Raw genomic sequence first — 19,379 nt, forward strand, 5'->3', positions numbered from 1 at the left:
TGTCTATGGGCACTCTGTCAATATTTTTAACCTGTTTTGGATCATTAATTTTTGCTGAGCGCTTTCGTTTTTGTCGTCATTTCCGATGGTTGTAATTTTCAGAGATTTTAGGGGTCAATTATTTAATTGTAATAATCTAATTTAAAATGCCGGTATGTCAAGAAGCATCTGTAGAAAAGATTGCGCCTACTTGATTAAGTGGTGTATCATTTACCAATTTTTCATCGGGCCATTCGGCCCAAAAGGTGCTTTTATGGGAAAAACGGTAATATTTCTTCTAATTTTTATCGGCATGCATATTCAAGGAACAGCGGTCGCTGACACTTTGGCGGGAGAAGATACCGCCGGGGCGTCAGGTTCATCGATACCCGCTCTAGCAGCCCCAGGTGCTACCGCCGGTGGGACAGCACCGGAGAGGAAAAAACCGATGAGCGGCATTAATGTGGGAGAACCACAATTTATTTCCGAAGCGGGGCTTTTTTATGTCAGCCCGGCCACCCAACTGGTCATAAAGGTTGTGGGGGGCGCTTCCGGGATTGCCCGAACCGAGTACCGGATCGATAACGGAGAATGGAAGGCCTATGAGCCGTTCAGGGTAACCGCCGAGGGTTCTCATCAGATTGACTATCGCAGTATTGACAACGCAGGTAACGAAGAATCCCCGCGCAGCTTTTCCATCGTGGTGGATGGCACGCCTCCGCAGACGACTGCCTCTATCGATCGCCGGGAGGTTGTCCCCGGTCGGCCCGGCTTGGTCGGCAAAAAGAGCACCATCATGCTGGAGACCAAAGAGGATGGTTCAGGCACTGCCCTGGTGGAATATCGGGTAGATCAGGGGGCCTGGCAGCCATACACCTCATTCACAGCCCCTGCGAACGGGGTTCACACCGTCAGCTACCGAAGCATCGACAATGTGGGAAATAAAGAAGCGGAAAAGACCATTACCATCACCAGCGAGAAGATCCCGGTAAAGACTTCCGCCCTGGTCGGTGGTCCTCAGTATAAAGGAAAAGACCTGGTCATAAGCGACAAGACTCCTGTGACCCTGGTCGTGGAAAGCATGTCTGGGGTCATCTCTACTGAGTTCAGTATTGACAACGGCCCGTGGCGGAGCTATGCGCCTTTTACCGTGCCGGGGGAGGGCAGACATCAGATTGCCTTCAAAAGTACAGACGAAGCAGGGGGAAAGGAGGCACCACACATTCTCGATCTTGTCGTAGACACTACGCCGCCGGAAACATCGCTCCTTGCTTCAGGCCAAAAAGTCGAGTGGGGAGAGTCCCTTGCGGTCGCTCACAAGGTGGAATTCCAATTGACTGCAGACGATAAGATGTCTGCGGTCAAGACAACGGAGTACCGGATAAACGGTGGTGCTTGGGCGCCGGCTGTTCCGTTCTCCTTCGAAGCGGAAGGAAAATATGAGATAGAGTTCCGGAGCTCTGATATGGTGGGCAATCTGGAACCTGCGGGCAGCTTCACTGCTGTCATCGATAGAACTCCGCCGGTAAGCGAAATCGTTGTCGGGATCCCGCAAAATAGACTCGATGGCCTGGTCCATGTGGACAGCATGACCCTTTTTCAGCCAAAGGCAATCGATGGCCTGTCTGGTGTTGACATGGTCGAATATTCCGTAGACGGCAGGGAAGATACCCGCGACACGGTGCCATTCACCATTATTACGCCAGGCCGGTACCGGATTGATTACCAGGCGGTCGACAAGGCAGGCAACAAGGAGCCTCTCAAAACAATGCTTGTGTCCGTTGAAAATGCCCAGGGCAGGGGAGAATCAAGGGGGGACGGTGCCGCAGCCGAATCAGCAGGAATTCGAAGGCGCGAATTCAAATTTGCTGCAAAAGCGGCGGCGGTCCCTCCACAGCTGCCTGCTGCCGCACCATTTTCAGATATGGCAGGGGCGGAGAGAAGAGCAAAATCTGATACCGCCATTATAGATGGTCCCATGGGTAGCATTATGCCGGAATCCGCTTACTCAGATGGCTACCAGGCACCGCCAGTTAATCAGCGTCTTTATCTGGATACGACGAGAAAGGATAAAATCGGCCTCTGGGAATATATTACCCTGGGGATCGTCAATATCAGTCTGATACTGGGGATTATGCTGCTTTAACAGCTGGATGAAAAGCCTTATGCATGGGTGAGCGTTGCGCGGCCGGCTGTGAAAATCCATATACCGTTACGTCCTGATTGTAGAAGGTCTGGACTGTTGAAGCTTCAGCAATGAACAGGCGTTACCTCCATTTATACAGGCAATAAAAAAGCGGCCCGGAAGTTTCCGGCGCCGCTTTTCTGTTACTGGATGACTGCAGTTAGATTACATCTTGGCCAACAATGGTACGATCAAGAGCGATACGATATTGATGATCTTGATCATGGGATTTACTGCCGGGCCGGCAGTGTCCTTGTATGGGTCGCCGACTGTGTCGCCGGTTACTGCAGCCTTGTGGGCGTCACCACCCTTACCGCCATGGTGGCCATCTTCGATATATTTTTTCGCATTATCCCAGGCGCCGCCGCCGGTGGTCATGGAGATGGCGACGAAGATGCCGGTGACAATGGTGCCGACGATTACGCCACCCAGGGCCTTGGGGCCGAGGGTAAAACCGACGATGACGGGGGCAAGAATGGGAATGAGACCGGGAATGACCATTTCCTTGAGGGCGGTTTTGGTGACGATATCAACGCAGGAAGCATAATCCGGTTTGCCGGTACCTTCCATGATGCCCTTGATCTCGCGGAACTGGCGGCGTACTTCTACGACTACGGCTCCTCCCGCTTTGCCAACTGCTTCCATGCACTGGGCGGCAAAGTAGTAGGGGAGCATGCCGCCGATGAACAGGCCGACGATGATGTAGGGGTCGGAGAGATCGAAGGTGATCGCCTTGCCGACCAGTTTCAATTCATCAACGTAAGAGGTGAACAGGATAACGGCGGCCAGCCCGGCTGAGCCTATGGCGTAACCCTTGGTGACAGCCTTGGTGGTGTTGCCTACGGCATCCAGAGGGTCAGTGACGTCGCGGACAGACTTGTCCAGCTCAGCCATTTCGGCGATACCACCGGCGTTGTCAGTGATCGGGCCATAGGCATCCATGGCTACGACGATGCCGGTCAGGGAGAGCATGGAGACGGCGGCAATGGCGATGCCGTAGACTCCGGCGCACTGGAAGGAAACAATGATACCGGCTGCGATGACGATTACCGGAGCAGCGGTAGCTTTCATGGAAACACCCAGACCGGCGATGACGTTGGTGCCGTGGCCGGTTGTGGATGCCTGGGCGATATGTCGGACCGGACCGTATTCTGTGGAGGTGTAGTATTCGGTGATCCAGAAAATGGCGCCGGTCACGACCAAACCGACGATTGCTGAAATGAAGATGTTGGTGGCGCTGAAAGTTTCTCCGGCCGCATTGGTGAGACCTTGTGGAAACATCTGGGCTGTGACGAAGTAGAAGGCAACACAGGCAATCACTCCGGAAACGATCAGACCCTTGTAGAGGGCACCCATGATTTTCTGGCTGGCGCCAAGTTTGACGAAGAAGGTACCGATGATCGAGGCAATGATGGATATGCCGCCGAGAATCAATGGATAGCTGACTGCGGACTGGTTGCCGACAAAAGCGATGGCGCCCAGCAGCATTGCGGCTATCAGTGTAACTGCATAAGTCTCGAACAGGTCGGCAGCCATGCCGGCGCAGTCGCCCACGTTGTCACCCACGTTGTCGGCGATAACGGCAGGATTGCGTGGGTCGTCTTCGGGAATGCCTGCTTCCACCTTGCCTACCAAGTCGGCGCCAACGTCGGCGCCTTTGGTGAAGATACCGCCGCCAAGACGAGCAAAGATTGAGATCAGCGAACCGCCGAAACCGAGGCCTACCAGTTGGCTTACCACCTCTTTTACCGGAGCCTCCGGCATCAGTTTTTGCAGAATCAGATAGTAACCGGCAACGCCTAGCAGACCGAGGCCGACAACGAGCATGCCGGTGATTGCGCCGCCGCGAAAGGCGACGTTGAGAGCTTTGACGATGCCTGATTTGGCAGCTTCAGTGGTCCGTACATTGGCCCGCACCGAGACGAACATGCCGATGAAGCCGGTCAAGCCGGAGAAAAGAGCACCGATGGCGAAGCCTACGGCAGTCTTGGCGCCAAGACTGGCGAAAAGTGCAATGAACATGACCACGCCGACCATGGCTATGATGGTATACTGGCGCTTCATGTAGGCACCGGCACCCTCCTGGATGGCTGCTGCGATCTGTTTCATCCGCTCGTTGCCCTGGGGAAGCCCCAGGATCCACTGGGCCGAGAAAAGACCGTAGGCAACTGCAGCCACGGCACAGATCAGGGCAAACATTACTGCATACTGTTCCATTTACATCCTCCTATGTAATGTGCCTTAATGTAAGGCGTAAATTCAGGCGAGGAAACAGCTTAACTTCCCATGAAAACCGACAAACTGTTATAGGAAAAGCCATGTTTTGTCAACTTTTTTTAGCAGCCAACGGCTCCATTTCAAGTGCCTGATCAGGCGGGGGAGACCGTCTTAAAGGTTGCGCTTTCATCAATGAAAATGTATCATCAGACCCCATGCTGCTTCGATACGGTGAAACAACATTTTCTCTGCAAATCCCTCCTGGCCGTCTTCTTGGGGAACTGCGCACTGACAATCCCGCTTCCGATCCTCCTTTTCAGCTTATCGACCGGGCAATCTCCGATTGCGAGCCGTACCTTTCTTCCTTTACCAAGGGAGAGAAGGTAGTCATCGTCACCTCCGATATCACACGCTACACCGGGAGCGATCTTTATCTGCCGCTCCTGGTCGACCGACTGAATCAAGCAGGGATCAGTGACAGGGACATAGAGATTGTCGTTGCCCTGGGTATCCATCGTCACCAGAGTGAACAGGAGCACAAAAAGATTCTTGGCGCTCTCCATGGAAGGATCAGGGTCACCGATCACGATTGCGACAATCCGGGAAAACTGGCTTATCTGGGCAATACCTCTACCGGAATAGGGGTTGAAATAAACAGATCGGTCGCTGAGGCGGATCGGGTCATTTTAACCGGAACCATCGGTTTCCACTATTTTGCGGGGTTCGGCGGCGGCAGGAAATCAATTCTACCCGGTGTCGCCAGCCGCAGAGCCTGCATGGCCAGTCATTTCACCGTGCTTAATCCCGAGCCCGCCAGCGGCAAGAACCCTTTTGCCGCGACCGGGGTCCTTGACGGCAATCCGGTCCATCAGGCAATGGTTGAAGCCTGTGCCATGGTCGACCCCGATTTCATCTTCAATACGGTCCTCTCGCCGGACAAGCGGATCATAGCCGCATTTGCCGGCGACTGGCGGAAAAAGCACCTGGAAGGGTGCAGTTATTACGCAGACCACTTCTCCTGCAGGATCAGTGAGAAAGCGGATTTGGTGATAGTCTCCTGCGGCGGCTTTCCCAAGGACATCAATTTCATTCAGGCCCATAAGTCCATGGAGTATGCCAGCCATGCCGTGAAGGATGGCGGGGTCATGATCCTGCTTGCACGCTGCAACGACGGCTATGGTCATGACACCTTTCACCGCTGGTTCAGGTTCAAAGATCTGGATTCCATGGAGAACGAACTGCGGGAGCATTACGAGATCAACGGCCAGACGGCTTATGCCACCCTGCAGAAGGCGCAGCGATTCCGGGTGATCCTGGTTTCGGACCTGCCTCCTGAAGAGGTGGCGCAGATGGGTATGACCCCGGCCGGCAATCTGGATGAGGCCATGGACAAGGTGGCCACTTTCTTGCCTTCGGATTTCAAGGCTTATGTGATACCGGAAGGGGGCAATGTCCTGCCGGTGTTGGACACCGTTCGACGTTCGACGTTCGAGGTTCCGGGTTAAAATCAGCTTTTTACATCGAACCTCGAACCTCGAACTTCGAACTTCGAACCTCGAACTTTTTAACAGAGGTGCACATGCTGGAATCACGGATTCTAGACCAATTAAAAACGATCGTCGGCAGCGAGAACGTCGCCACGGAGCGCCAGGATCTGCTCTGTTACGGCTATGACGCCACCCAGATGGAATTTCTCCCGGATGCGGTCGTTCATCCGGGTAGCGTGGATGAGATTTCACAGATATTGAATCTTGCCAACGCCGAAAATATCCATGTTTTTCCCCGTGGTGCAGGAAGCGGTTTTACCGGCGGCGCATTGCCCAAGGGGGGAGGCATCGTTCTGGTGGTCACCCGCTTGAATCGCATCCTGCGCATCGACACGGAAAATCTCATCGCCGAGGTTGAGCCTGGGGTGGTAACCGAGCAGTTCCAGATGGAGGTGGAGAAACTGGGGCTTTTCTATCCTCCCGACCCGGCTTCATTGAAATTTTCTACCCTGGGGGGTAATGTGGCGGAGAATGCCGGCGGCCCCCGTTGTGTCAAGTATGGTGTGACGAGGGATTTCGTCATGGGGCTGGAGGTGGTTCTCCCGACGGGTGACATTATCCGTACCGGAGGTGAGACCTACAAGGGGGTAGTAGGTTACGACCTGACCCGACTGCTTTGCGGGTCGGAAGGGACGCTGGGCATCATTACCAAGATCATCTTCAAACTCCTTCCTCTTCCCGAGGCGAAGAAGACGATGCTTACCATCTTCGATTCCATCGATGGGGCTGCCAGGGCGGTTTCAACCATTATCGGCAACAAGATCATCCCGACCACACTTGAGTTTATGGATCATGCCACCCTGCAATGCGTGGAGAAACGCTTTAATCTGGGTATCCCGGAAATCGGCCGGGCAGTGTTGATCATCGAGGTGGATGGTGATCGGGAACTCATAGAAACACAGGCTGCCCGTATTCAGGAACTGGTGAGACCCCTTGGGCTGGTGGAATGCAAGGTAGCTAAAGATGCGGCCGAATCCGAGGCACTGTGGAAGGTCCGCAGATTGGTTTCACCATCCCTTCGGGATGTGAACCCTGACAAATTCAACGAGGATATCGTCGTGCCAAGGAGCAAGGTGCCTGACGTCATTCGCCGCATCGAAAAGATCCAGCAAAGGTACGACATTCCCATAGTAAATTTCGGTCATGCCGGTGACGGCAATATCCATGTGAATGTCATGATTGACAAGACAGTTCCCGGTATGGAAGAGAAGGCTCACCAGGCCATCGGCGAGGTGTTTCAGGCTGCCCTCGATCTGAACGGCACTATGTCCGGCGAGCACGGAGTGGGACTTGCCAAACAGCCGTACATCCATCTGGAGCTGAAGGGAGCTCAATTGGCTGCCATGCAGGCGATCAAGAAGGCGCTGGATCCCAAAAACATCTTGAATCCCGGGAAAATGTTTCCGGTGAAATCGTAGGGGCGCCCCCGTGTGGGCGTCCTGAATCGGGCAGGCACATGGGCCTGCCCCTACAAAGGCATGACGTGGACCCATTGAAGAGAGTTGAAAAGGACCTGAAAAAATGCGTCAAATGTGGTGCCTGCCGGGCCAACTGTCCTGCATTCTCCACTTTCCAGCGCGAGCCGGCGGTAGCGCGAGGCAAGGTGGCCCTGACTCAGCATTTGCTGGCCAAGGACATCGAGCTGGATGATCAGACCTATCTGGCCATGTCCAAATGTCTGCTTTGCGGCAGCTGTGTTGAAAAGTGTCCCAACGAGGTACCCACGGACGAGATTGTCATCGCCGCCCGTGAGGCCCTGGCGGAGCAGCGGGGACTGACCACGTTCCATAAGGCTGTAGGGCGTGTCATAAGAAACCGCAAAATGATGAACATGGGAGCGGCAATGGCCGCCATCCTCGGACCGCTCTTTTTTCGCAAGGTGCCGGCAACTTCGGGCCTGAGGCTGCGTTTTCCGCTTCCTTTCGTCGGCGGCAGGCGTCATATCCCCCAGTTGGCCAAAAAGCCATTCCTGTCTCGCCACCCTGAGGTAATTCAGGGAGAGCCGGGTAAGCCGCGCATTATCTATTTTGTCGGTTGTATGACGAATTTTGTATACACCGAGGTGGGCGAAGCTGCCCTGGCTTTGTTCCGTCATCTGGGCTGCACCGTCATCATTCCCAAAGATCAGCAGTGCTGCGGCCTGCCCGGCATGTCCGGCGGCGATATGGAGACGGTGCGGGAATTGGCTGAAAGGAACCTGTCTGCCCTTGAAAAATACGAAGCCGATTATGTTGTCACCGCCTGTGCAACCTGTGGCGGAGCCCTGCATAAATTTTACCCGGCAGTGGTCGGCAAAAGGAACCCCGAGTTGCAGCAGCGGCTGCAGGCTCTGGCCGAAAAAACGATCGATGCCTCGGTCCTGCTGCAAAAACTGGGATTACAGCCGGAAGAAACAGGCGCCGGTGAGGCGATGAAAATCACCTATCATGACCCCTGCCATCTACGTACCCGGGCCATTACCAGACAGCCGAGGGAACTGCTCACGGCGGCAACCGGTGTGCAACTGGTGGAAATGGAGGGTGCTGACAAGTGTTGCGGCCTTGGGGGAACCTTCAATGTTTATCACTATGAAAGCTCGATGCAGATTAATTCAAGTAAGAGCGAAGCCATAAAACGTACCGGCGCCGATGCGGTTGTTACCGGTTGTCCCGGTTGCATGATGCAGCTTTCCGACGGGTTGAAGCACAACGGCGCTCCGACACGGGTATTGCATACCCTGGAAATTCTGGCACGAAAAATCAGAAACTGATTTTCATAATAATAAAAGGTTTTAAGTGATGCTTAAGGTCTTGATTTATTGTCAGGATTTTATTATTAGTGAAATTTTTTTTATTGACATTGGAATCTAAATTCGGTATGTATTCCGAAAAATAAAAATAGGTTTTATTTTTTTTGGGGCAATTAATGACCGATTACAATATCGGCGCCAAGATAAAAAAGCTGCGTCTCGCTAAGAAACTGACACTACAGGCCGTTGCGAAAGAAACCGGATTCTCGCCGGCTCTCATTTCTCAGATCGAAAACAATAACGTTTCTCCGCCGATTGCGACGCTATCGAAAATCGCTAAGTTTTTTGACGTCAAGGTCGGTATGTTTTTCGCCGAGGATGAGGAAGAGTGCCGGTTCGAGGTGGTTCGGAAGGGTGAGCGCAAGTTGATACCCCGGGTCATCTCCCGTTCCGGAACCAGCCAGGGCTACTCGTACGAATCCCTGTCATTCAGAAAACAGAACAAGAAAATGGAACCGTTTCTGCTTTCTGTGGCAGAAAAGGCTGCCGAGGAAAATACCTACAGCCATGACGGTGAGGAGTTTCTCTTTATCATGCAAGGCAGTGCCGAACTTCTCCTGGACGACGAACGCATCTCCCTCGAAGAGGGGGACTGTGTCTACTTCGATTCTTCCCTCAAGCATCGGCTTCTATCCAAAGACGGGTCAGAGGTAAAGGTGCTTGCCGTTGTAACCAGATAAGAATCAGCAATTTTGATTTACCCCTCCCGAAGTGCCAATTCACCCGATGCTTCCCATTTCGTGTGACTTTGAAAACAAAATGGATCTAATTACCCTTGCTTAAGAATATGCTGAAAACAATCCAATTACCGGAAGGATGACGGAGATGTCCAAAAAAGCGATTAAACCTTCACTGAAAAACCCCTTTGCCCCGGATGAGAAAGTTGATTTCAACATTCCCGGTGAGATTTCCCGTGCAGAAGGCGGCTACGAAGAGGCCATGAAGGAGGGTTACGACCTGATCCAGCGGCCCATAAAATCGGTGAGCATCGATCAGATCGAGAAGCAGCACTTCAAAAAGCGAATGACCGTTTGGGAAAGGATCCGGGTCCTGACTGAACTGGAGCCGAACATCCTTTTCCAGAACTGGGGCAAAAACCTGGACGGTGCTTCACTTGTCACGGGCATTCTCAATATCCACGGGCGGGACGTGGCTGTTTACGGCCATGACTTCACCGTCCGCGCCGGTTCCATGGATGCAACCAACGGCAACAAGCTGGCCCGTCTTTTCCAGATGGCCGGTGAGAAAGGAATACCGCTTATCGGCATGAATGACAGCGCCGGCGCCTTTGTTCCTGCCGGGGTTGGTGGTCTTGACGGTTATGCCGAGGCCTTCACTGCGTTGCGCAAAATCAGCGGCGTCGTGCCGAGCATCATGTGCATGTTCGGCTTCAATGCCGGTGGCGGCAGCTACCTTCCCAGGCAGGGGAGCTTTGTCATTCAGCCCCAGGATACCTTCTTCGGCCTCACTGGTCCCGGCGTCGTCAAATCCGTCCTGGGCGAGGATGTAACCCCTGAAGACCTGGGCGGACCCAAAGTCCATGGCCAGTCGGGCGTAGCAGATCTTACCGTCGAGGACGAAGTGGGCGCCTTGCGCACCGCCGTCATGCTCCTCAACTACCTTCCTGACAATAACAGCGTCATGGCTCCTTTTCAGCCGACCAGCGATCCCCTCGACCGCAAGACCTGGGAGATCAACACTCTTCTCAAGAAGGCCTTCAACTCGCCGACCGGATTCAATACTCCATTCGACGTTTCCATCATTATCCAGCAGATCTGCGATCATGGCGACTACTTTGAGATGCAGCCCAACCGTGCCCGGAATGCCGTCACCGCCTTCGGTCGCCTGGGCGGCAACGTGGTTGGTTTCGTCGCCAACAACAGCGCCGTGGACTCCGGGCAAATCGACGTTGATGCAGCCTACAAGATTGCCCGTTTCAACCGTTTCTGCAACATCTACAACATCCCCATCATTTTCATGGAAGACACCACTGGCTTCCTGCCGGGCCGCGAGCAGGAGGCCCGCGGCATCGTTCAGGCAGGCCGGGCGATGCTCGATTCCATCGTCGATATCCGCACACCGCGCATTCTGCTGATCCTCCGCAATGCTTACGGCGGTGCCTATGCATCCTATAACAACTACCCGACCGGCGCCGATCTGGTTCTTGCTCTGCCGACCACCCGCCTGGCTGTAATGGGGCCTGCCGGCAAAGAATTCGTCTACAAGGATGAACTGCGCAAGCTTCGCACTGAAGTTGCCGAGCGAGTAAAACGGGGCACCCTGCAGCGTATTGAGGCAGGTGTTAAAGAGGATGCTGCAAAGAGTGATGCGGAAAAAGAAGCGGCCGAGTGGCTGAGAACCCAGGAAGCAGCCCTCAACTTGCGCTACGAAAAGGAGCTGATGAATCCGAAGGAAGCGCTCAGCCTTGGCTCCATCTCGTCTCTTGTAATGCCTACCGATCTGCGCAAGGTGCTCGGCGAGAACCTGAACTTCTTCCTCAGGCACTATAAGCCTAGTCCGATGCAGGCGGTGCAGCGCGAGTTCCATTAAAAAACGGAGCCTCGAGACGCAGGGCCTGCCAGGTGCAGAAGTGTTGCTTGTAAGGTTGTGACTTTTAATATCCAATGGATTGGAGATAGAGACCAATGAAACAAACCTCTGATTACTACATCAAGAACCCGCTCATTCATAAAGATCGCCGGCTCGGCAAGTCCCCGTCCGATTGGGTGAGTTCCTTTTCCTGCGAGGATCTGAAACCTCTGATCGTTTGTCGTGGACCGATCCGCAAGGAAGCTATGGATGTCTACGAGGAAATGGGCATTACCCATTACGGTATACTGCTGTCGGAAAAAGATTCCATCGTTTACCCCAATGCTCTTGCCCCTGAACTGCGCCAGCTGACCGACTCCCGCCGCGTCCACCGCGTGCCTGACTACACCGGTGCCAGTAAGGAGGAGCGGGTCGAGCGTATCCATCAGATCATCAGTATTGCCAAAGACAACAGCTATGATTCTATTTTTGCCGGCTACGGTTTTATGGCGGAAGATGATGAGTTTGTCGCCGCAATCGAAGCTGCCGGTTTGAAGTTCATCGGTCCCTGCTCTGCCACCCAGGCAGGAGCGGGTAAAAAGGACGAAGCCAAACGTACTGCCCTGACAGTGAATGTCAGTGTCACTCCCGGTATAGATAACGTCACCGCCCGTACCTTACTCAAGAAACATCCGACAAGGGAAAAACTCCTGGCACTGGTCAAGTCCGACGGCTTCAAGTGCGACGAACAGGTGATCAGCAATCCTGATATCTCCCTGGAAGACCTGGCGGATCAAATTCTCTATGCTTCCTATGTCAAAGGGGTGGACCTTTTTTCCATTGAAGAGCTCTGCGCACAGGTTCAGGCCGAAGTTGCCGATATGTTCAGGAAATATCCCCAAAGCCGGATTCGTCTTAAGGCAATTGGCGGGGGCGGCGGCAAGGGACAGCGAATTCTGGGCGCATCGCTGCTGCCGCTGAAAAAAGCCGACGACAAGGCTATTGCTGCCGCTGCAGCGGAGGCTCCTACTCTGGTAAGGGAGATTCTCAATGAGGTCAAAGCCAACGGCATTGGCGACAATAAAAACGTCCTCATCGAGCTGAACATTGAGCAGACCCGCCATAACGAGATCCAGCTGCTGGGCAACGGCGACTGGTGCATAGCCCTTGGTGGCCGCGACTGTTCCCTGCAGATGCATGAGCAAAAGCTGCTGGAGGTATCGGTAACACAGGAAGGACTGATGGCGGCCATTGAGAGGGCCAAGGCAGCCGGCAACAAGAGCGAAGCAAAAGCCCTGGAGAGCGACCTGAAGGTCCTCAAGCGCATGGAAGAGGAATCGGAGCGTTTCGGCAGGGCAGTCGGTCTGGATTCGGCCTCAACCTTCGAATGTATCGTTGACCGCGACCGTCATTTTTTCATGGAGGTGAACACCAGGATCCAGGTTGAGCATCGGGTCACAGAGCTTTGCTACAACCTCAAGTTCACCAACCCCAAGGACAAGAACGACTTTTTTGTAGTCGAGTCGCTGGTGGAGGCCATGGCTTTGCTGGCACGGCACAAGGAGCGCCTGCCCAAGCCGGAGCGGCTCGTGCGGTTCAACGCTTCCGTGGAAGCGCGCTTGAATGCAACGGACGATTCCCTCTCGCCCCACGCAGGAGGCATGATCCGCTACTGGTCGAAGCCCATCGACGGCGAGATCCGTGACGATCAGGGCATCAGCATGCTCAACCCTGACACCGGCATCTTCGTCAAATACAAGGTGGCTGGAGCCTACGACTCGAATATCGCACTACTCCTGACCAAGGGGGAGGACCGTCGCGACAGCTACGAGCGCATGTCAGAGGTTATTCGCAGCACCACCCTGCGTGGCAGTGACCTGGCCACCAACCTGGAGTTCCATTACGGTCTGGTCAACTGGTTCCTCGGCACCAATGTCATGGCAAAGCCCACTACACGTTTCGTTGTGCCTTATCTGACGCTGGTCGGCACCTTGAAGGAGGAGGCAAACAAGCTTGATCCGGTCTTTGCCTTCCTGCAGATGAAAAAGCATTATGCCAAACTCATAGCGGAACAGTTTCCCGACGATCCGAAGGTGGCAAAAAACATGTCGTCCCTGCTTGACCGCAAAGGCACCCTCATTACCCGTCCCATGGAAAGACTTCTCGGCGATCCCCATCTCTTGTCCGGCTGGTTGAGCATGAACACCAAGAATTTCCGCATTGACAACGGCAAGGTGGTCTGGCTGAGGAATCCACTCGGGGTACTCAACGACACCTATGACTATCTCCACATGTCATTCCGTCCCCATAAACCGGCAGCAGAGGTAATCTGGGGCCATGACAATGAACTCCTTCAGGAGGCTCTCAGTTTTTCCAGAACGCTCCGGGAGAAACTCGGCCTGCAAAGGGACGAATATTTCCAGCTGTGTGAACTGCTGCAGAAGGACGAACCGCAGGGTGGCATGGATGCAGCGACGTGGGAGCAGGTGCGGTCGGCTCACTTCGGCTATGAAGCGGGACTTGAGCTGCTCGGCATGCTGTTCCTGGTCGGGGTTAACGTGAAGTTCTGGGATCTGCGTGTTGAAGAGGATCTGGAGATTACCATTCCCGAATATCTGACCGATCCTGATCTTCAGGCCCGCATGAAAAAGGTACTGGTCCCCCCACCGGCAACCAAGGCCGATGAAATCGTTTCCGTCTGCGGCGGCATGTATTATGCCCAGGAGGCCCCAGGCATGCCCGCCTTCGTCGAGGAGGGGATGCATTTCGATAAGGGGCAACCCCTTTACATCATCGAAGTCATGAAGATGTTCAACAAGGTCAATGCGCCTTTTTCAGGCACCATCGACAAGATACTCATTCAGGGAGGGGACGGCACCATCGTTCAGAAAGGGCAGCCGTTGTTCAAGGTGACCCCGGACGAGAAATTTGTCGAGGTTGACCCCAACGAGATTGAGCGGGAAAAGCGCACCTTGACGACTAAATATCTAAAGGCGGTACTCTAGCCTTCAAGAAAAGAAAAAGGGCTCCGAAACAAAGGAGCCCTTCGATAATCAAGTTGCCCCGCCTCCAAAGCGGGGTTTGCTGTTAGTGGGCAGAGGCTCAGTGCAGATTGTAATCATCCCCTTCTACACATTCGGACTGGGCTTCGAGAAACGACTTTTCCTGGGGATCCTTGATGACCTCGGTTATACCATGATTCACCGACCACATAGTCCCGCAGCTGGGGCACTCCATGATGTCTTCCGTGAAGCCGTCTGAATGAAGCTCCATTTCGCTGTGCTGCCGGCTTTTGCATACTGGGCATTTCATGGCTGTCTCCTTTCTCATTTCATGAAGCACCGATATGTTTAAATTTTATGTTCATCAGCTTAAAAATTGCAAGTGGATAAAAATGAGCTCCACGATTTTCCTATCATGACAAGGAGAGCAAAATGGGTATTTCAGAAGCAAAGAAGGGATGGCAGGAGAACACGGTCGCAAAGAATCTGGCCAAGGCGCCAGAGCGCAAGGCAGATTTCCGGACAACATCGGATATAGAGATGGAGCGCTGCTTCACCCCTGATTTTGAACTTCCAGGTTATGAAGACACGCTGGGGTTTCCCGGGCATTATCCTTTTACCCGTGGCGTACAGCCGACCATGTATCGGGGCCGCTTCTGGACCATGCGCCAGTATGCTGGTTTCGGCACGGCCAAGGAGTCGAACGAGAGGTACAAATATCTTTTGCAGGCTGGGCAGACCGGCCTCTCTGTTGCTTTTGACCTCCCGACCCAGATGGGCTACGATTCGGACGCGGGCATGAGCCGGGGGGAGGTAGGCAAGGTCGGCGTCGCCATCGATTCCCTCGCCGATATGGAAGTTCTGTTTGACGGCATTCCGCTCGACAAGGTTTCCACCTCCATGACCATCAATTCCACTGCCGCCATTCTTTTGGCCATGTATATCGCCGTGGCTGAAAAGCAAGGTGTTTCTTCCGATAAGATTTCCGGCACTATCCAGAATGACATCCTCAAGGAGTACATGGCCCGCGGCACCTATATCTATCCGCCAAAGCCTTCAATGCGCATAATCACCGACATCTTTGCCTACTGTAAGGATCATGTGCCCAAGTGGAATACCATCAGCATCTCCGGATACCATATCCGCGAGGCCGGTTCCAGTGCTGTCCAGGAAGTGGCCTTCACCCTGGCTGACGGCATTGCCTATGTGGATGCAGCCATCAAGGCCGGGCTTGATGTGGATGAATTCGCTCCCCGACTGGCTTTCTTCTTCAACGCCCACAACAACCTCCTGGAGGAAGTGGCCAAATTCAGGGCTGCCCGCCGCATGTGGGCCAAGATCATGAAGGAGAGGTTCAAGGCAAAGAATCCCAAGTCATTGATGCTCCGCTTCCACACCCAGACGGCCGGCTGTACCCTGACAGCGCAGCAGCCCGACAACAACATCATGCGTGTGACTATTCAGGCTCTGGCTGCTGTCCTGGGAGGAACCCAGTCTCTCCATACCAATTCCCGCGATGAGGCACTTGCCTTGCCCACCGAAGACTCGGTACGGATCGCCTTGCGGACGCAACAGGTTATCGCCTATGAATCCGGGGTCGCCGATTCCATTGACCCCTTGGCCGGCAGCTTCCTGGTTGAGTCGCTCACCGATCAGATCGAGAAAGCGGCCTTTGACTACATCGACAAGATCGATAGTCTTGGCGGAGCAGTGGAAGCCATTTCCCAAGGTTTTCAACAGAAAGAGATCCAGGATTCGGCCTTTGCTTACCAGCGTGCCATTGAAACCGATGACTTGATAATCGTCGGTGTCAATAAATTCTCTATTCAGGAGCCCCCCCCTGCCGGCCTGCTCAAGGTAAAGGAAGAGGTCGAGATCTTTCAGAAAAAGGCCTTGGCAGAGGTCAAGACAAAACGGGACAATGACAAGGTAAAGGCGGCACTGAAAAAGCTGGAAGAAACGGCAAAAGGTACCGACAACCTCATGCCGCACATCCTTGAAGCAGTCAAGGCCTATGCGACGCTAGGGGAAATTGCCGATGTCTTCCGTGAGGTTTTCGGCAAACACCGGGAAACGGTGGTGCTGTAAAAATTGGAGAGTGATGCAATTGATGCCTCTCCCAGGAGAACTGCTCCGATTGTAATGATTTTCGAAAGGGTAAATTTATATGCTTACAAAGATAAACCATATGGGTGTTGCTGTGAATTCACTGGCTGAAACCATTCCCTTTTATAGGGATCAGCTGGGTATGGCATTTAAAGGCACAGAAGAGGTCGAGGAACAGCAGGTGAGGGTTGCCTTTCTGGAGATCGGGGAGTCCAAGATAGAGCTTCTGGAGCCGACCAGTGCCGACAGTCCCATTGCAAAATTTCTTGAGAAAAACGGCCCCGGTATTCATCATGTGGCCTATGAGGTAACGGATATCGTTGCTGCCATTGCAAAACTTGAATCGGACGGTGCACGGATGATCGACAAAACGCCGCGAAAAGGTGCCCACGGGGCGCGGATCGCCTTTGTTCACCCCAAGAGCAGCAACGGAGTCCTGACAGAACTTTGCCAGTCAAGCCATTAATAGTTTTAAAAGCTTGCGGTTCCCCAAAAGGAGAGGTCAAATGCGACCTCTCTTTTTTAATTTTGTTCGCTTTTGAAACGTTGTTTGAAAATGCTTGACTTTTGTTTACAGAAAAGTATATTAGCAAGCAAATATTATAGCTATCTGCTGTAATTGCTATGGTTTAAGGAGAATCTAATAAGGGTTCTTGACAAAATAGCTTGGCAGATATAGTATCGCCACAAATTAATGTAACAACTGGGTGTCAATGCCGTTATCAAACTCAACACAGAGCGATGTACAGCTTAACTCGCCGGTTGCCGCAACCAGCGGTGGGATGAACCGTCGTCTGAATTGCTGTTGCAAGCCCTTGCCTGCCCTTTGAAAGGGCCGGGCCGGGGCTTTTTTGTTTCCGGGGATCGTTTTTTAAACATAATCTCAAAAGAAAGGTGGTGGTGGAAGCTAAAGGTTGTTGTTGCAATCCCATGTTATCTCAATTACTTACAACAATGAAGGAGGCACAAAAATGAATTTGAAGAAAAGAATTTTGGCAGTTGCCGCAGTGGGCGCCCTGACCGCAGCCACCGCAGTACCGGCCATGGCTTTTGAGAATGAGTTTCATGGCATGTATCGTTTCAAAGGGGTGATGTCTAACATCCAGAATGCTTCTGGTGCCCATTTTGCGGCAGTCAACGAAAATCCCAAGACAAAGACATTCCTGGAGCAGCGTGCCCGTCTGTTGTACAGTGCCAAAGCCAGTGACGACCTGAAACTGGTAACGCACTTCGAGTTGGACTACAGCAAGTTCGGTGATGAATCCTATTCGGTGAACAGAGGCAAGGGTGGTGCTCTGGGTGGCGATGAAATCAACCTGGAGACCAAAAACATCTATCTGGACTTCAACCTGCCTACCACCACGAAGGTCAATTTCAAGGTGGGTATGCAGCCTTGGGTTGACTCATATGGTGGACTTTTTGTTAATGCCGATATGCCCGGAGTTCTCGCTTCCGCTAAATACGGCAGCTTGGCCAACTCTCTAGGCTTCTTCCGCTTTGACGACACAGGCAGCCTTGCCGGCAAAAATGCCAGAGATTTCCTGGTATTGGACTCCAAACTCAATGTAACGAAGGATTTCCGGTTGGGTGTGTCTTACTACCTTTTGAATGACGATACGAACAAGACCTCTGCAACCACAGTTGCGACTGCCACTGCTGCTTCAAAAGTCAACGATCCCAGCCGTACATACTCCAACGCTATTATCCATACTCTTGGCGTCAATGCCGAGGCGAAAACGGGGCCGGCCACGATTACTGCCGGCGCAATGTATCAGTTCGGCAATATCAACAACCCCTACTTTTATGAGCCATCAACAGTTGCCGGCAGCCCAGGTACATTTAACCGCTTCGCCAGCAACCACCTGAGCGCATTCGCTGGTTTTGCCGGTGCCAAGGTTGCAGCAGGTCCGGGTACTTTCAATGTTGTTGCTGCCTACACTTCTGGTGACAGCGATCCGTTCTCCGGAAACAACAATTCGTTCCAAAGCGTTCATAACACCAATAGCTCCGGTTTCTCCGAAAACACCTTTTATGGTGCGAACATGCACATCCTGCTTCGCTCCAAGTACGAGATCAACTCCGGTGGATACATTATTGGATCTTCCAATAACTTTAGCCAGGGGATGACCATCGGTTCCCTGGGCTACGATATGAAATTCACCGACAAGCTCTATGGTAATGCCAATCTCGGTTTCGGTGCTATTGCGCGGGATACCGGCGAGCACGACAGCAAGTACCTTGGCACTGAGATCAATGCTGAAGTTGGCTACAAGCTCGCCGACAACCTCAATGTCAGCCTGGTCGGCGCATTCATGAAACTTGGCGACTACTACGAAGGACAGGGTGGAGCTGCAGCCGGCGACAAACCCAACGATCCGTTCTACTCAACGGTGATGCTGAACTACGTATTCTAGAATGTTTCATCCTGGATGTTTTATCCGGCCGGCGGGGTTTCCTCGCCGGCTTTTTTTATTTGACAAGCTCAAATATTTTGATTTAATTTTATTAATTATAATAGTCAACCGTAGACGGGGGGAACACAACAATGCGGAAAATGACAGTGATGATTATGTCGACATTTCTTTTGGCAGTGGCCGGTCCGGCTTTTCCGGCAGAAATGACCAAGGGGCAGAAGGATGAATGTCTGCTGGCTTCGAAGAACTGCGCTTCCCAGGTGGACAGCATTCAGAAGAAGATAAAGAAGCTGAATGCCGAGATCAAGAAGGGGGATAAAGTGTATAGCCCCGAAGAGCTGAAGAAACTGGAGACCAAACTTACCGAGGCAAACGATCTCCTCGATACCATGCTGGGATTGAAGGGCGGCAACTAAGGCCATATCTTCATACGCATCGACCTTCATTCAAAGGAGAGGAAAGCTCTCCTTTTTCTTTGCAAAAATCACACGTCCCCCCATTAAATCTTTGACTTGCACAATCCCGTCTGAGATAATCCAACCCGCTTCGGACACCCGCGCTGCTCAATACCTGAAGTTCCTTTTGCTTTGGATGAGAATCAATTTGACGGAG

Annotated in this window: 13 protein-coding genes; 11 read left to right on the forward strand and 2 right to left on the reverse strand. The window is 53.0% G+C overall.

The window, feature by feature from the left end:
- Positions 1-253: 253 nt before the first annotated feature.
- Positions 254-2,125 carry an OmpL47-type beta-barrel domain-containing protein gene (locus GEOB_RS04135; protein WP_154650451.1) on the forward strand — a complete coding sequence of 624 codons (1,872 nt, stop codon included), beginning with the start codon at positions 254-256 and terminating at the stop codon, positions 2,123-2,125.
- A gap of 204 nt (positions 2,126-2,329) precedes the next feature.
- Here the strand turns inward: GEOB_RS04135 and GEOB_RS04140 are convergent, their stop codons facing one another.
- The gene (locus tag GEOB_RS04140; RefSeq protein WP_012645923.1) at positions 2,330-4,381 is read right to left on the reverse strand and encodes a sodium-translocating pyrophosphatase; all 2,052 of its coding nucleotides are present in this window, start codon (positions 4,379-4,381) and stop codon (positions 2,330-2,332) included.
- 215 nt (positions 4,382-4,596) lie between these two features.
- Here GEOB_RS04140 and GEOB_RS04145 point away from each other — a divergent pair, with 215 nt between their 5' ends.
- From GEOB_RS04145 to GEOB_RS04170, 6 genes are all read left to right on the forward strand, one after another.
- A complete protein-coding gene (locus GEOB_RS04145) occupies positions 4,597-5,886 on the forward strand; it encodes a lactate racemase domain-containing protein (protein ID WP_012645924.1) in 1,290 nt (429 codons plus the stop codon).
- A 74-nt stretch (positions 5,887-5,960) separates the two neighbouring features.
- Entirely contained in the window at positions 5,961-7,346 is a 1,386-nt protein-coding gene (locus GEOB_RS04150; protein WP_012645925.1) for an FAD-binding oxidoreductase, read from the forward strand.
- Between the two features lie 65 nt (positions 7,347-7,411).
- Complete coding sequence (locus GEOB_RS04155; protein ID WP_041267059.1) at positions 7,412-8,677, forward strand: (Fe-S)-binding protein; 1,266 nt, start codon at positions 7,412-7,414, stop codon at positions 8,675-8,677.
- Between the two features lie 155 nt (positions 8,678-8,832).
- Positions 8,833-9,396 carry a helix-turn-helix domain-containing protein gene (locus tag GEOB_RS04160; RefSeq protein ID WP_012645927.1) on the forward strand — a complete coding sequence of 188 codons (564 nt, stop codon included), beginning with the start codon at positions 8,833-8,835 and terminating at the stop codon, positions 9,394-9,396.
- Positions 9,397-9,541: 145 nt separating this feature from the next.
- Positions 9,542-11,266, forward strand: coding sequence for an acyl-CoA carboxylase subunit beta (locus GEOB_RS04165; protein WP_012645928.1), 1,725 nt, complete (start codon positions 9,542-9,544; stop codon positions 11,264-11,266).
- A gap of 95 nt (positions 11,267-11,361) precedes the next feature.
- A complete protein-coding gene (locus GEOB_RS04170; RefSeq protein ID WP_012645929.1) occupies positions 11,362-14,250 on the forward strand; it encodes an ATP-binding protein in 2,889 nt (962 codons plus the stop codon).
- A gap of 97 nt (positions 14,251-14,347) precedes the next feature.
- Here the strand turns inward: GEOB_RS04170 and GEOB_RS04175 are convergent, their stop codons facing one another.
- Positions 14,348-14,557, reverse strand: coding sequence for a hypothetical protein (locus GEOB_RS04175; RefSeq protein ID WP_012645930.1), 210 nt, complete (start codon positions 14,555-14,557; stop codon positions 14,348-14,350).
- A 122-nt stretch (positions 14,558-14,679) separates the two neighbouring features.
- On the opposite strand from GEOB_RS04175, the gene GEOB_RS04180 reads away from it, so the two are divergent.
- The 4 genes from GEOB_RS04180 to GEOB_RS04195 all read left to right on the forward strand — a co-directional run bounded on the left by GEOB_RS04180 (position 14,680) and on the right by GEOB_RS04195 (position 19,183).
- A complete protein-coding gene (locus tag GEOB_RS04180) occupies positions 14,680-16,335 on the forward strand; it encodes an acyl-CoA mutase large subunit family protein (protein ID WP_012645931.1) in 1,656 nt (551 codons plus the stop codon).
- A gap of 79 nt (positions 16,336-16,414) precedes the next feature.
- Positions 16,415-16,819 (forward strand): methylmalonyl-CoA epimerase, encoded by a 405-nt coding sequence (gene mce / locus GEOB_RS04185; RefSeq protein WP_012645932.1) that lies wholly within the window; start codon positions 16,415-16,417, stop codon positions 16,817-16,819.
- 505 nt (positions 16,820-17,324) lie between these two features.
- Positions 17,325-18,767 (forward strand): alginate export family protein, encoded by a 1,443-nt coding sequence (locus tag GEOB_RS04190; RefSeq protein ID WP_012645933.1) that lies wholly within the window; start codon positions 17,325-17,327, stop codon positions 18,765-18,767.
- A 131-nt stretch (positions 18,768-18,898) separates the two neighbouring features.
- Positions 18,899-19,183: a hypothetical protein gene (locus GEOB_RS04195; RefSeq protein WP_012645934.1), complete on the forward strand. Its 285-nt coding sequence runs from the start codon at positions 18,899-18,901 to the stop codon at positions 19,181-19,183.
- Positions 19,184-19,379 lie beyond the last annotated feature (196 nt).

The organism is Geotalea daltonii FRC-32 (assembly GCF_000022265.1).
In the GTDB taxonomy this organism is placed as follows: domain Bacteria; phylum Desulfobacterota; class Desulfuromonadia; order Geobacterales; family Geobacteraceae; genus Geotalea; species Geotalea daltonii.